The 14,825-nt window shown below is 70.5% G+C and carries 9 protein-coding genes; 1 reads left to right on the top strand and 8 read right to left on the bottom strand.

What is annotated here, in order from left to right; genetic code table 11:
- Positions 1 to 25 precede the first annotated feature (25 nt).
- The 7 genes from nudC to HUA75_RS26660 form a co-directional block, all read right to left on the bottom strand.
- Positions 26 to 862, bottom strand: a complete 837-nt coding sequence (nudC, locus tag HUA75_RS26690) for an NAD(+) diphosphatase (RefSeq protein ID WP_174487965.1) — start codon at positions 860 to 862, stop codon at positions 26 to 28.
- Positions 863 to 1,005: 143 nt separating this feature from the next.
- Complete coding sequence (gloA, locus tag HUA75_RS26685) at positions 1,006 to 1,392, bottom strand: lactoylglutathione lyase (RefSeq protein ID WP_141648671.1); 387 nt, start codon at positions 1,390 to 1,392, stop codon at positions 1,006 to 1,008.
- 56 nt (positions 1,393 to 1,448) lie between these two features.
- A complete protein-coding gene (locus HUA75_RS26680; RefSeq protein ID WP_174487964.1) occupies positions 1,449 to 3,764 on the bottom strand; it encodes a hypothetical protein in 2,316 nt (771 codons plus the stop codon).
- Positions 3,765 to 3,963: 199 nt separating this feature from the next.
- On the bottom strand, positions 3,964 to 4,374 hold the full coding sequence (locus HUA75_RS26675) for a hypothetical protein (RefSeq protein WP_174456952.1): 411 nt from the start codon (positions 4,372 to 4,374) through the stop codon (positions 3,964 to 3,966).
- A 114-nt stretch (positions 4,375 to 4,488) separates the two neighbouring features.
- Entirely contained in the window at positions 4,489 to 5,712 is a 1,224-nt protein-coding gene (locus HUA75_RS26670) for a nitronate monooxygenase family protein (RefSeq protein WP_141648676.1), read from the bottom strand.
- Between the two features lie 149 nt (positions 5,713 to 5,861).
- Complete coding sequence (locus tag HUA75_RS26665; RefSeq protein ID WP_141648674.1) at positions 5,862 to 6,311, bottom strand: GNAT family N-acetyltransferase; 450 nt, start codon at positions 6,309 to 6,311, stop codon at positions 5,862 to 5,864.
- 3 nt (positions 6,312 to 6,314) lie between these two features.
- Complete coding sequence (locus HUA75_RS26660) at positions 6,315 to 9,164, bottom strand: TonB-dependent receptor domain-containing protein (RefSeq protein ID WP_174456951.1); 2,850 nt, start codon at positions 9,162 to 9,164, stop codon at positions 6,315 to 6,317.
- Positions 9,165 to 9,345: 181 nt separating this feature from the next.
- On the opposite strand from HUA75_RS26660, the gene HUA75_RS26655 reads away from it, so the two are divergent.
- Entirely contained in the window at positions 9,346 to 9,927 is a 582-nt protein-coding gene (locus tag HUA75_RS26655) for a Uma2 family endonuclease (RefSeq protein WP_174487963.1), read from the top strand.
- A 3-nt stretch (positions 9,928 to 9,930) separates the two neighbouring features.
- On the opposite strand, the gene HUA75_RS26650 is transcribed toward HUA75_RS26655, so the two are convergent.
- Positions 9,931 to 14,772, bottom strand: coding sequence for an AAA domain-containing protein (locus tag HUA75_RS26650; RefSeq protein ID WP_174487962.1), 4,842 nt, complete (start codon positions 14,770 to 14,772; stop codon positions 9,931 to 9,933).
- Between the last annotated feature and the right edge of the window lie 53 nt (positions 14,773 to 14,825).

Genomic DNA, 14,825 nt, shown 5'->3' with positions numbered 1-14,825 from the left:
TGCTTATTGGCACCCCCGGTCGCTGTCAGCCTCTGGGCGTCGGGCCCTTCACGCGCTCGATGAAGGCGTCGATGAGGTGCCGGGCGATGCTCAGGCGCGGCGGGACGCGGGGCAGCTCGTCGGGGTGGAACCAGTGGGCCTCGGCGATCTCCTTGCCGTCCACCTGGATGTCGCCCCCCGCGTACTCGGCGGTGAAGCCCACCATGAGCGAGCGCCCGAAGGGCCAGGGCTGCGAGCCGAAGTAGCGGATGTTCTTCACCTCGATGTTGACCTCTTCCTTCACCTCGCGCGCGACGCACTCCTCCAGTGACTCACCTGCGTCCACGAAGCCCGCGAGCGTGCTGAACATGGGCTCCGGCAGGGTGGAGTTGCGCGCGAGCAACATGGTGTCGCCCTTGGTGACGAGCACAATCATCGCGGGGGAGATGCGCGGGTAGAAGGGCGTGTTGTCCACCGTGCAGCGGCGGGCGCGCTCACCGGAGACCAGCTGCGTGGGCTGGCCACAGCGTCCGCAGAAGCGGTGCTGGATGTCCCACTCGGCGATGGCGAGCGCGCGGCCGGCGACGGCGAAGCGCACCTCGTCCAGTCGCTTGTAGAGCGAGCGCGCGGGCACGAGGGTGGTGCCCTCCGAGGGCGCGAAGTCCCGAGGCAGGGGCGCGGCGTAGCAGTCCACGCCGTCCAGCACGCCCAGGTAGTGGGCCGCCGCGGCGAACTCGGGGAGCGTGGAGCCGGTGGGCAGGCTGATGGCGCCCTCCCGCTCGATGATGAGCAGCTCCATGCCGCGCGAGAGGAAGAGCAGGGCGCTGTCGCGCGGTCGGCTGGGGGGCTCGTGGCTGGGGAGGAAGGAAGGGCTGGGGCTCACGGGGCCACCTTAATGGCCCGCGACGGGCGACGCAGGCTTCGTTGTCACCCAGGCGCCCGGGGGGAGGGGCGGAGCGCACCCGTGGCGCTTCACGGGTGAACGGCGCACGCGGCCACGGTGCGGGTGACGAACTGGCGACGGGACTAGGTGTCCTTCTGGATGAGCTCCACGCGGTAGCCGTCCGGGTCCTCGACGAAGGCGATGACGGTGGTGCCGTGCTTCATCGGCCCGGGCTCGCGCACCACCTTGCCACCCGCCTGTCGAATCGCGTCGCACGTCGCGCGGATGTCCGGCACGCCCAGCGCCACGTGGCCATAGGCCGTGCCCAGCTCGTACTTCTCCACGCCCCAGTTGTGCGTCAGCTCCAGCGCGGGGTGGGTGTCCTCGGGGCCAAAGCCCACGAAGGCCAGGGTGAACTTCCCGTCGGGATAGTCGTGGCGGCGCAGCAGCTTCATTCCGATGACCCGCGTGTAGAAGTCGAGCGACTTCTCCAGGTCCCCAACGCGCAACATGGTGTGCAGGATTCGCATGCGCGCTTCATAACCCCGGGAGCGTCGCGCGTCTCGGCGCGCTGTCGGCTCCCGGACTACGGGTTCACGGAAGACTCATTGGCCCGGACGTTCCGTGGAACGGTGAACGTCCCCACGTACACGCGGCCCTCGGACACCTGTGCTCCGCCCGTGCCGAGCACGTCGACGCGGGACTGGTCGCCGCCCGCGTGCCACAGGCCCACCAGCACGTTCCACGTTCCGGGCCGCCAGCCCCGCGTGGAGAGGGAGAAGGCGTCGCGCAGCAGCGTGTCCCGAGGCGCATCCGCGAAGAACCAGGTGCCGCCCAGCACCGGATGGTCCGAGCCCATGCGCTGGCCCTCCGCCGACACCACGTGCACGAAGATGCCCACCGAGCGGGGCACCGGCCCCGTCGTGCGCCAGTGGAGCACCAGGGGGGTGATGCCTTCCGCGTCCGGCTCCGCGGGCACCTCCGCCGCCACCAGCTCCACGGGCACGTCGAAGCGCGCGTTCACCGGCCGCGCCGCGGGGGGCAGGGCGGCCACCGTCAACGGCGAGCCATCCGCGTTGCGCGGGTCCGGTTTCGCGACGGGCTCAGGCCACGCCATCGCGAGCACACCCCACACGGCGAGGGGCACGGCGGACACGCCCAGCGCTCCGGGCCACGGCAGCCGATGACCGCGCCGCTCGCGCCACATGAGGAAGGCGAGCCCGGCCCACGCGAGCGCCGACACGAGCGTGCCTCCGAGTCCCGAGCGGGGCAGGAAGCTCAGCACCACCTGCTGACGGCCTTGCGGCACGCGCACGCCGAGCAGTCCGTCACGCGAGATGACCTCGCCCTGCGACGACTTCCAGCCCGGGTGCCAGTTCTGGTTGACGAGCAGCACGGTGGGCCGCGTCGCGTCCACGTCGATGGACACGCGGTTGGGCGTCCACTCCACGCGCTTCGCGGTGCCCGCGCCGGGCTCCTCCAGGTACTCCTCCTGGCTCAAGTCTCCGCGCAGCTTGGAGGACATGGGCACGGGCCACGCCTCGCCACAGGCGATGGAGCCCCGGTTGAGCGCGAGCAGGTGTCCTTGCGACCAGCGATTGCCGCGCGCCTGGGCGAAGGGCTGCTCCCGCTCGGCGGGCATCGCCGTCATCTGCGCCCAGCGCGAGAGGTTGTCGAAGGCGCGAAGCTGCAAGCCCCAACTGGAGATGGCCACGGCACACGCGGCCACGGCGGCCCAGGTCCACCGGGAGGGCGCGCGCCACGTGCGCGCGAGCAGCGCGGCGAGCCCCAGCGCGGCCAGCTCCGCGAGGAAGAAGCAGGTGGGGACGAGGAAGCGCTCGGGGTAGCGGAACGTCTCGAAGATGGGGAGCGTGCGCAGCCCCGCGAACAGCGAGGGCGTGGCCGAGTATCCCGCCGCCATCCACGCGCACAGGCCCGCCATGACGGCGGGATAGAGCGCGCGGCGTCGAGCGAGGGCGAGGGCGGGCAGCGCGAGCAGGAGGGCCGCGGGCGCGAAGTAGAAGTTGCCCGGGTCGCTGTAGCCGGAGCGCGCGGGGAGCTGGAGCAGCATCTTCGTCAGCGGCACGAGCGCGTTGCCCGGCGTACCCGCCATGACGCGCGGCGAGGAGCGCATCGTCTCGATGAGCGGCCAGAGCCGGAAGGCACACGCGGCCAGGGTGAAGCAGGCGGTGATGCCCAGGGCCCACAGCGCCTCGCGCCGTCGAGGCATGCCGCGCATCCCGTACAGCGTGCGTCCGGTCTCCAGCGCGACGAAGAGGGCGCCCATGGGCACCGGGTAGGTGCCACCGAAGCTGAGCAGCAGCGCGAAGACGCCGCCCACGAGCGCGACGCCAGACAGCTTCCCCTCCGCGACGCGACGCGTGCCCACGAGCAGCCACGGCAGCAGGAGGAAGCCCGCGAAGTTGAGCCAGCCGATGGACCAGGACAGGGCGGTGAAGCCCATCAACCCGAAGAGGGGAGCCGCGCCCAGTGCGCCTGTCGCGGAGCCCACGCGCCGTCGGGCGTAGTGGAAGAAGCCCTCCATGCCGAGCACGAGGAAGGCCCACAGCAGAATCGGCTCCGCGCGGCGCGGGCCCACGAGGGAGGACAGCACCACGGTGGGCGCGAAGACGCGCGTCTGCGGACTGCCCAGGGCGTACTGGCCACCGCAGGACCAGGGGTTCCACAAGGGCAGTTGTCCGTAGTGCGTCACGCTGCGCGTGCCCGCGTCCTCGTACGAGTCGAGCAGGTGCGAGTCGCGGAAGTCGTTCATCCCTCCGGCGAGCGACAGGGAATGCCAGCACGCGGCGAGTGCGAGGACGCCGAAGAGGGCCAGGCGCACGCTCGTGAGCGAGGCGGCGCGGTGGGCGGCGCGGAGCAGTCCGTGGGAGGAGGTCGTCATTCGAGAGGGAGCGCGCCGATGCGCGAGAAGACGGGGGACGCGCCGGGCATCAAGGGACGCGAGCAGCAGGAGTCAGGCACGGAGCGGCGGCGACCTCGCGGGAGGACGACGGGGTCGGGCCTCGGGCCTCGGCGAAGGGTCGTGGCGAGCGCGGGCCGACGATGGCCTCGCGAAGCGAGGGTCGAGTTCGTGCCGGGCATCAGTCGTAGAACGGACGGGGCTTGCACGGGCTGGCGGAGGCCTTGCGCGGCGGGAGGATGGGCGCCGCCGAGCGCAGCTCGGTGTCGATGGCGTCGAACACGTCCGTCACCGGCACGTCGCGCCGGCGCGCCTCGCTCATCACCCAGCCTCGCTCCGACGCGCCGAAGTCGTCGTCCTGGGACCAGTGGTCTCCGGGGAACGAGTGCATCGAGCGCCGACGCCAGTGGGGCTCCGCCTCCGCGGCGGCCCGGCCCACGAGGACACGCTCCTCGGCGGACAGTCGCCGCGACGGCGTCCTCACCTCCGAAGTCACCGCCCGCGCCACCGCCACGCCGCCACACAGCGCGAGGGCCATCCAGCCCGAAACCGCCACGCGCCGCCAGCGCGCCTGTGTCGTCGTCATCGTCATGGGACCCACCTGTCTTCCGTGGGTTCCTACTCCAACTTCCCCGGCCGCTTCACCCGTTTCAGCGGGAATGGCGGCGGGCGGAGCACCAGGGCGCCGTCCGCCGGGCACCTCGACTCAGGAGCGGTCGTTCTCGTCGGCGTCCGCTTCCAGCTCGTACGGATTCGCCAGCAGCCGGTGCGCGCCCTCCATCATCTCCACGACGATTTGACCGGCGGGCAGCACGCTCTCGATGCGCGCCATGCTGGAGCCGCTGGCGGGCAGCACCATCTCCTCCAGGTCACCCTGCGTGTCGGGCGTGGGCACGAAGGCGCTGAAGCGCGGCATCGTGTAGAGCGCATCGCCACCCGACAGCCCCGGGTACAGCCGCGTGGTGCCAATGGAGTCCGTGGGGTTCGTCGGCGCACGTGCCTCGCGGCCCGCCCACTCGCGCACCACGCGGTTGCGCAGCACGCGCTGACGCGGCCCGGACCACTCGGGGCCGAAGAGGGTGGTGAAGTCGGAGTCGCGCGCGTCTCCGTCCACCACACGCTGCTTGTAGCCCGGGTGCGCGTACGCCTCCACGGAGGCCACCATGCGCGTGCCCACCCAGACGCCGTCCGCGCCATGGAACAGCGCGCGCGCCGCGCTCAGCCCATCCGCGATGCCACCGGCGGCGAGCAACGGCAACTCACCCACCAGCGCGCGCAGCTCCCGCACCAGCTTCAGCGTGGGCGTGGTGCCCCGGTTGTAGCCCGCCGCCTGTCGGCCCTGCGCGATGAGTCCGTCCACGCCCAGCGCGAGCGCCTCCTTCGCGAACTCCACCGAACTGGCCTGCACCCAGACCTTCGTCCCCGCGGCCCGCAGGTCCTTCACCCAGTCCGCGGGCGGCAGGGCCCAGTGGAAGGCGACCACCGGTACGCGCTCGGCGATGCACGTGTCGATGTGCTCGCGCGTGGTGAAGTCCCCTGCTCGCGCGCGGTCGAGGATGAAGTCCACGCCGAAGGGGCGCTGCGTGCCGGCGCGGATGGCCTGGATGCGCGAGCGCAGGAAGGGCGCGGGCTCCGGCGCCGAGCCGAGCATGCCGATGCCTCCCGCCTCCGACACGGCGATGACCAGCGGCGGCAGCGCCACGAAGGCCATGCCCGCGCTGACGAAGGGATAGTGCACGCCCAAATCACGCGTCAGCCGCGTGTGCAGCGTGTTGTCCTCCAGGACGTGGATGGGTGGACGCCGAGGCGCGCGGCCTTCGTCCGACTCGGCTGGCGAGCCCTCGTCATCCAGCTCGCTGTCCCCAGGACCCCCCGAGGGGCCGGCCCGGTGGGAAGGGGGCGCGGCGCGTCCGTCGTTCGTTCCGTTCATCATGTCTCCTCGGTGTCGCTGGCCCGCTGACCTCTCGCGAAAGGTTACCAGCATCCCCTGCCTGTTGAGGTCAGGGGGCAACGGGGCGGTGGTCCGCCCGGGTGCCCGAAGACATTCGGCGGTGTCGAGTGGTGAGCACCCGCCCCGGCCTACGTCGCGAGTGACTTCTCCATGTGTCGGTGGGGAATCCCCACTTCCGTGAACGCTTCCGCATACACGGAATAGCCCAGGCGTTCGTAGAAGGGGACGACCGCCTGCCGTGCATGGAGGTGGACGTGGGTGACGCCGCGTCGCACCAGCTCCGCTTCCAGCGCATGGACCAGTCGAGCACCCAGGCGCTGACCCTGCAGGTGGGGCGTCACCGCCATCTGGAAGAGGCGTCCACCGTGCGAGTCCTCGGGGTGGAAGAGGACGCACCCCAGCACGCTGTCACCCTGGTGGGCGACCAGGTGGAGGCTCTGTGCCTCGAAGGGAAACTTCACCGCGTCCCGCGTGTGGCCCAAAGGCTCGCGCAGCACGCGGAAGCGCAGCTCCAGCTCCGCCTCGTAGAGCGCGTGCCCGGGCTGGATGAAGGTGAACTCGAAGTCGGCCTCGCCCATGCGTCAGAACGTTCCCGTGAGCTGGAGGGTGAAGGTGCGTCCGTACTGCGGCACGGGGGCGATGGAATTCTCGTCCGACACGGGAATCTGGTACTCGGAGTCGAGCAGGTTGTGGACGCCGGCGAAGTAGCGCAGCGGGCCATAGTCACCGGAGAGCCCGAAGCCGACGAGCAGCGCCTCACCGCTGTCGGCTCCACCCGGGCCGGTGGGGCGCGCGCTCTGGTAGGTGGCCTGGGTGGCCAGCCGCATGTCGCCGTTGCCCACGGGCATCAGCAGGCGTCCGGAGACCAGGTGCGCGGGTGACGCGGAGGCCACCACGTCCGCCGCGTTGCGCAGCTTCACGTACGAGTAGCTCACGTCCACCAGCAGCCAGCGTCCCGGCTGCCAGTGCACACCCGCCTCCGCGCCCCACGCCAGCGTGGTGCCGCTGTCATTGACGAAGCGCAGACACGGGGTGCCGCCACACTCGGTGGAGGGGGCGTCGTCGGTGCGCAGCTGCACCAGGCTGGAGATGCGGTTGTGGTAGCCGGCCACCGACAGGCGCAGCTCGTCCGTCAGGTCGTGCGAGTGCTCCAGCTCGAAGGTGGTGATGGTCTCCGGCTCCAGCGAGCCCGGGGGCGCCTGGGTGATGCCGTCCGTGTAGTAGAGCTCGTAGACGTTGGGCGCGCGGAAGGCCTTGCCGGCCACCAGCTTGGTGAGCCCCGCGTCATAGGGACGGGCGATGAGGGCCAGTCGCGGGGTGATGGGGGTGGTGTCCAGGTCCAGGTACTTGTCCAGACGCAGGCCCGCGGAGAGGCTCAGGCGCGGGTGCAGTCGCCACTCGTCGAGCAGATACGCGGACAAGAGGGTGCGCGACTTCTCATCCAGGGGGGCGTTGCTCGCCGTCTGCCGCACGCTCAGCTGTCCCTGGGCCTCCACGCCGAGCGTGAGTCGGTTGCCCTCGAAGATGCCCACGCGTGCGCGCACCTCGCCGCTGACCCAATCCGCCGCGCCGCCCTCCTTGTTGGAGCCACCGGCGTCCTCCGGATAGACGTAGATGCCTTCGTAGCGGCTGATGTCGAACGCGGCGCGCGCGGACAAACTGAAGCGCTCGGTGAACTCGCGCTCGTAACGGGCCTCGACGAAGGCGCGCAGGTCCTCCACGGTGTTGCCCTCTGCGCCAGGCACGGTGCCGTAGGGGGCGGTGGGCAGCTCCTTCGAGCGGACGTTGAGCTGTGCCTGGAAGGACACATCGCCCAGACGGGCGCGCATGGAGCCGGTGGCGGCCCGCTCCGCGTCCAGGCCGTTGACGAGCACGTCCGCCAGCGACGGGTCCAGGCGCCGCAACCGCGTGGTGTCCGCGCCGGAGGCCGTCAGCGCCGAGGCGCTCACCAGGATGGAGCGATTGCCGTCCTCCCACGAGGCGGTGACGTGTCCGCGCGTGGTGTTCAGCGCGCCCACCGCGCCGGTGACTTCCAGGTGGTTGTCCGGGCCCAATGACTCGCGCGGCACCACGTTGATGACGGCGAAGAAGGCGCCGGTGCCGTACAGGGCGCTGCCAGGGCCGCGCACGACTTCGATGCGTTCGACCTCCATCAGGTCCACGTTGAGGTCGTGGGCGGCGTAGCCCTGGCCGGCCCACACGTCGTTCATGGCGTGGCCGTCCCAGAGGATGAGGACGCGGGTGTTGAGGTCTCCCGGGGGCGAGAAGCCGCGCACGCCCAGGTACGTATAGGTCCGGTCGTCGGTGATGTAGAAGCCGCGCACGCCGGAGAGCGCCTCCGCGAGGGTGCGCCAGCCGAACGCGCGCAGTTCCTCCTGGGTGAGCACGGTGGTGGAGGCGGGCGCGTCGTCCACGGCGACCAGGCTCTTGGATGCGGCGCGGACGGGCGGGGGGGCGTAGCGCAGCTCCGCGTGGACCTTCACCTCCTGGTCCGCGACCACGGTCACCTTCTGGCGCAGCGGGCGCACCTCGCGGCTTTCGACCTCCAAGGCGTGCTCACCTTCGGGGAGGGTGACGACGGTGGGGGTGAAGCCCGCGGGCTTGCCGTCCACGCGCACGGTGGCGCCGTCGCGGTTGGCGGTGACGACGAGTCGGCCGGAGGGGCGGTCCTGCACGCGCAGCGCGACGGAGAGCGGGACGCTGCCATCGGCGGGCACGTCCACCACGTACTGGCCGGGGGAGTAGCCGGGGGCGCGCACGTAGAGGATGCGCTGACCGGGAGGCAGGCGGGCGCGACCGGGCAGCTTGGTGATGACGGGGCCGTTGGGGGCGTCGCGCACCTCGGCGCCCTCGGGGGTCCCGGTGAGCTCCACGCCGCCGGTGATGAGGAACAGGTCGAAGGTCTGCTCCGTCTCACGACCGCGCGCCACGGTGACGGTGGCCTCGGTGGGACGGTAGCCGTCCTTCTTCACCATGATTTTGTGACGGCCCGGCGACAGCGCGAGCGTCTGCGGAGAGCGGCCCCGGCTGCCCAGGTCCATGCGGTCCACGTAGACGTCCGCGCCCTTGGGGACGGTGGTGACCTTGACGAGCGCCACCTTGGGGCGCAGCCGGTCCAACGAGCGCGACACCTCCGAGGCGTCCTCCGTGGGCAGGTCCTCGGTGAGCAGGTCGTTGTAGTAGCGGTACGCCTCGTTGAACTTGCCCAGCGCCTCGAAGCAGCGGGCGATGTTGAAGAGCACGTTGCGGTTGGGCACCAGCCGGTAGCTGGTGAAGTAGGAGCGCAGGGCTTCGGTGTACTGGCCCTTGGCGTAGGCGTCGTTTCCCAGCTCGAAGGCGATGTCCGCCTCGTCGGCGTTGTTGTCCGCGTACGCGGGCACGGACAGGAGCAGGAGCGATAGGACGAGAAGGCCAGAGCGAGAAGGAAGCATGGGGCGGTGACATTCTTCCTTCTATGGAATGGCAGGTCCATGGGGGCCTTTGGGTGGGCCGCCGAATGTCAGACCTCCTGAGTAGGAAGGAGTGGACACGCGGTATGGGGTGGGGTTCCACTTCGGGGAGGTGGCGGGGATGTTGGAGGGGTGGGAAGTCAGAGGGGAGAGGAGCGAGGGAATGGGTGAGGGACCGAAGCGGCCGGCGACATATGAGGACCTGCTCGCACTGCCGGAGCACATGGTCGGGCAGATAATCGACGGGGAGCTCATCGCCATGCCTCGGCCGGCGAGCCCGCATGCGAGAGCGAATTCTCGTCTGTATGGCGAGCTTTACGGGCCCTTCGAGCGGGGCCGAGGAGGACCTGGAGGGTGGTGGTTGCTGGTGGAGCCGGAGCTGCACTTCGGCCAGGACGTCCTGGTGCCAGACTTGGCGGGCTGGCGTCGGGAGCGGATGCCGGAGATGCCGAACGTGCCGTATTTCACCCTGGCACCGGACTGGGTCTGCGAGGTGCTCTCTTCGTCCACGGGGGCGCTGGACCGGGTGAAGAAGAAGCGCATCTACGCCCGAGAAGGCGTGGGCCATGTCTGGCTGGTGGACCCAAAGGCGCGGACGTTGGAGGTGTTCCGCCTGGAGGGCCGTCGCTGGGTGGAGCTGGGCACGTACACAGGGGACGAGCGCGTGCGTGCCGAGCCCTTCGAGGCGTTGGAGTTGGAGCTGGGCATCTTGTGGCTGCCGGAGTCGACGCCGAAGACGCCCTGAGGCTCAGTGCATGACGCGCTTGCTGGAGGTGTCCACGGCCTGCGCCGCTGGGTGCTGGCGCATGAGGAGGTCGCCCACCGTCTGGAGCACCTGGGTGGTGGCGCCCTCGGGGTCCCTGAAGAAGTGGGGCGTCCAGAGTCGGACGAGCTTCCAACCCTGGCCCTCCAGCACGGCGGTGCGGAAGAGGTCCCACTCCACGCGGTCGGCGGCCTTGGGGTAGCGCGTGCCGTCGCAGAGCAGTCCCACGGTGACCTCGCCTGGGACGGTGGGGTGATGCAGGGCCACGTCCACGCAGAAGCCGTCGTTGCCCCAGTTCACGTCGGAGGAGATGAGGTGACGCCGCGCGAGATGTGACGCCAGTGCGCGGGCGAAGGTGGAGCCCGCGTCGGTCTCCCGCTCGCGCACGACGAGTTCTCGTGGGGCGGAGGGCTCGGACGTGGGCAGGGCGTCTTCGCGAGAGTCCTCCGCGTGGGCGTGGGCGATGGCTTCCGCGAACTGGAGATAGGCGAAGAGCAGCCAGCCTCCGTTGGGCTGACGTCCGGCCTCCACCGGAGGCAGGGCCGTATAGGCGTCGCGTGGAATCGAGGTGACCAGGTGCACCTGCTGGCGGGCGCGGGTGACGAGCACGTTGAGGCGCCGTCCTCCGCCCGCGCTGCCGAGCGGGCCGAAGCGTCGGTAGAAGCGGCCCTGTCGGTCCGGTCCGTAGGTGGTGCTGATGATGAGGTGGTCTCGCTCGTCGCCCTGGACGTTTTCGAGGTTCTTGACGAAGAGGCCCTCGAAGGAGCCGGCGCCTCGGCGGGTGCGCGCGGTGGCGAGCCGGGCCGCGAAGGTGGCGTCCTCCGCCGCCAGCTCGTCGAGGACGTCGGTGATGGCGTCGCGCTGTGAGAGGTTGAAGCAGGCGATGCCGATGGACGGAGGTTCAGCGCGTGCGAGCAGCTCCTTCACGAGCTGGCCCACGGCGCGGGCCTCGGTGTGGTTCACCCGCTTCTCGTAGGTGCCGCCCACGGGCAGCAGTCGCAGGGGTGCGTGGGGTGCGCGGTGCGAGGGATGCGCGGGGATGGCCTGGAGGCGCTTGTCGTAGAAGTGCTCGTTGCTGAAGGCGATGAGGTCCGCGTTCTGCGAGCGGTAGTGGACGTCGAGGTAGCACTGGTCGATGTCCAGGTTGAGGGCGGCGGAGAGCAGGTCTTCCACTTCGGACTGCTGGTCCTCGAAGAGGCCCTGCTCCGTTTCGGCCTCGGTGTCCTGGCTCTGCACCACGGCGGACTCGAAGAAGCGCGTGGGAGGAAGCTGCTTCGGGTCTCCGGCGATGACGACGCGCTTTGCACGGGTGAGGACGGGCAGGGCTTCCTCGAGTCGGCACTGGGAGGACTCGTCGAAGATGACGACGTCGAAGATGGGTTGGCGCGGGAAGATTTGCGCCACCGTCTGCGGGCTGGCCATCCACACGGGGCGGGCGTCGAAGAGCGGGTCTCCTCCTTCGAGTGTCAGGCCAGTGGCGATGACCTGACGCACGCGCATGGCGCGCTCGCCTCGGAGCATCAGCCGACGGCGTAGCTCCGCGCCCTGGCCGTTGAGTCTTCCTCCCGTGGTCGCGAGCAGACGCTCCCGTTGGCGCTGCGTCCATCGGTGGAGGATGGCGTCGCGAACCAGACCGCGCTTCTTCTCCTCGAGGACGCGGTAGCGGGCCTGGGTGGCCTGGGTGCGCTCGGCGTCGACATGTTGGAGGGCGGGGTCATCGCGCAGGCGTGAGGAGACTTCCGCCGCGAGCGTGGCCTTGAGCACGGCCGTCCAGCCGGAGTCCGCGTCCACGCTCTGGCGCGCCAGGGATTCCACGGCGGGCTCCAGCGTGGGCGGCATGCCGGACAGCAGCGAGCGCATGCGCAGCATTCCCTCCACGGTGGACAGACGGGACTGAAACGCGGAGGCGATGGGGGACAGTTGGGCACCGGCGCGCAGCTCGCGCGAGCGGGTGGAGAGCCACGGAGCGCGGAGGAGTCCGGTCTCGGCGAGTCGCTTCTCCAGCTTCACCACCGCCGCGCCTCGTGCCGGGGACTGACGGAGGCCCGTGAGCAGCGATTCGCGCGCGGCGGCATCTCCCGTCAGGGCCCGGCGCACGGCGTCGCGGCACGAGGCGAGCAGGGGTGTGCTGTCCAGCGTGCCCAGTACATCGAAGAGGGCGCTGTGCGTGCGCAGGTCCCGAGACAGCAGCTCATCGGGAAGGCTCGCGGAGGTGGAGCGGGAGATGCCCACGGCGGTGGAGCCCGGCTCCACGCTGGAGTGGGCGAGGCCCACGGCGGAGGAACTCGGAGCAATGGAGGGTGGAGGGAGGCTCGCGGCAGTGGAGCCCTGCGCCCTGGTGGAGTGAGAGCCGCTCGAGGTAGCAGCACCCTGCGCCATGGTGGAGTGAGAGCCGCTCGAGGTCGCAGCGCCCCGCGCCGTGGTGGAGTGAGAGCCGCTCGCGGTAGCAGCGCCCGGCGCGAGGGTGGAGCGGTGGAACTCGCTCAGCAGCGCGCGTGCGCGGGCGCCCGTGAGGAAGCGGCTGACGCGCTCCGCGGGGTCGGCACCCAAGGTGAGGCCAAACTGCTGGAGCACCTTGCGAGCGCCTGCCTTCCGCGCAAAGCAGAAGAAGGCGTACCACTTGCTAGCGATGCCCAGGTACGCGCCCAGCGTGGCGAGCGCCGTGGACAGCACGCCCAGGGACTGAGGCTGCTCGCGATGAATCAGCGCGAGCTCCGTGTCGAGAGGCCCCTCGGAGAGTACCCTGACCTGGGGCGCCAGTCCGTCGAGCTGGGTCTTCGCGGTCCGCACCGAGTCCGTGGAAGCCGCGCTCCAGTATGAGAGGACCTCTGGGCTCGCGGCCTCCAGCAGCGGGGCGAGTTGCTCGGCGAAGTTGGCGCGCGCGCTGCCCTCGGCTTCGGGCTCCGCTCCAAATGACGGGACGTGCGGGGAGGCGAGGGCGTCGGCGTCGCGGGCCGCGCTGACGGTGGTGCTCAGCCGTTCACGGTAGGTGGCCAGCGGCGTGGCGAGATACGTGGCCAGGTCCACGCCCAGGGCTTCGCGCCAGGGGTCGTCCGGGTAGCCTTCCTTGAGCGCGCGCTCGAGGACTTCGCGGGTCTCTCGCTCGCGCGGAGTCACGTCCGCGAGCCGGGCGGATGCGAGGGAGGCCGTGGCGGGAGTGAGCTCGGCGGGAGTCTCGAGGGAGAGCCACTGGCCCACCAACTCGTGGAAGGAGGGCGCGGTGCCGCCCGCGGGGCGCTCGGAGAGGGCGCGCTCGGCGGTGGTGAGTTCGTCGTGGAGGGTTTGGAGCTCATCGTCCACGCGGGACAGCTCCTTCGTCACGGCGGCATCTGTCCGTGCTTCGGGCAGGGTGTCGAGCTGCTCGCGGATCCCCATGTAGAGGTCTCGCTGGTCCCTCTGCGCGTCATGCACGACGGCGCACAGGTTTCCCAACCCCAGGTGGTCCAGACGGTGCTTCACGACGTCGAGCGCGGTGCGCTTGTCACAGACGAACAGCACCCGCTCACCCCGGGCCAGATGGTCACCGATGGCGTTGGCGATGGTCTGCGACTTCCCGGTGCCAGGAGGGCCGTGGATGACGAGTCCCTGGCGGCTGCGCGCCAGTCGCACCGCGCGGGCCTGACAGGGGTCCGCGATGGTAACGAGTCGCTCCTCGGCGGCGAGCTTGAGGCCCTCCAGGTTCCGTTCTCCGCCGCCCGTGTGAGCTGACTGCCCGAGTGACACATCCACGCGCAGGAAGCTCTCCAGCGGTCCCGAGATGGGCTCACCGTCCACGAGGGCGCGCATGTCATCCACGAGGCTCTGGTTGGACAGCGGGTACAGGCCGAGCACGGCGCAGGGGAGGATGGAGGCTTGCGGGCCGCCGTCCTCATCCGTGCGAGGCACAGCGGTCAGGAGCGTGTCGGCAGTGAAGGTCGCGGGGGCTGGCAGCTCCAGGGCCTTGGAGACGAGGGCGACCAGCTCGTTGACCTCGCGCCACGGCTCAATGCCATCGTCATCGGCGAAGAGCTCGCCGAAGCGCTGACCTGTCTGCTGTTCGAGCCAGGCGAGGAGCGCGGTGTTGGGTGCGACGCGGTCCACGCCTTCTTCGGCCCCCGCCAGCTCGACGGAGGGCGCGCGTCCCTTTTTCAGGGTGATGCGCACGGGGACAAAGGCGATGGGCGCCAGGATGCGCCGGGTGCCGAAGCCTCGCTTGTCCTTGGCGCTCGGGGGCAGGTGCAGCAGCGGGAAGCCGACGTGAAGGACATGCGCTCCGGTGTCCTGCTCGAAGATGCGAGCATCCTCGACGATGGCGGCGAGCTTGCGCAGCAGGGCCTGTTGTTCCTCTTCCGCGCGAGTCTTCGCGGGGCTCTCGTCCTCGGAGCCCGAACCGGTCGTGAGGTCCGTGGTGTCGCCGGAGGTCGTGAGGTCATCCAGCGAGGTCCCGGTGCGAGACGTGGAGAGGACTTCGGTCCGAAGAGGCGGCGCCTCGTTCAGGTCCATGTCGACCTCCGCCGTGGCTCGAGTCGCCGCGAGGTCGTCCGGAGCCTCGGGGCTCGGGCGCGCGCGCTTCTCGCTCACGGAGGACTTGGGTCCCGTGCGTGCCGTGACAGGGGATGTCCGGAGCGTGTCCGGAGGCTTCACCGCGAGTCGGGCCGAGGCCTTGTCCCCGAGCAGGGCGGCCAGCACCGCGTGGGGCGGGGTGCCGTCGAGTCGGCTCAGCACGGACAGGTCCAGGCGCTGCCGACTGTGGTGGGGGCGACAGTTGATGCTCGGTCCGGACGCGAGCGCGGCGTACAGCCGCTCGAGCATCTTCTCGAGGACGCGGTTGCGGGACTCGGACGACACGGCGGTACCTCTCTCCAGAGGAGGGAGGTCGCTGTCTACCATGGGGCCCGGAG

The sequence above is a fragment of the Myxococcus sp. CA040A genome (genome assembly GCF_013336725.1).
GTDB lineage: Bacteria > Myxococcota > Myxococcia > Myxococcales > Myxococcaceae > Myxococcus > Myxococcus llanfairpwllgwyngyllgogerychwyrndrobwllllantysiliogogogochensis.
This window is presented reverse-complemented; position numbering and strand designations above follow the sequence as displayed.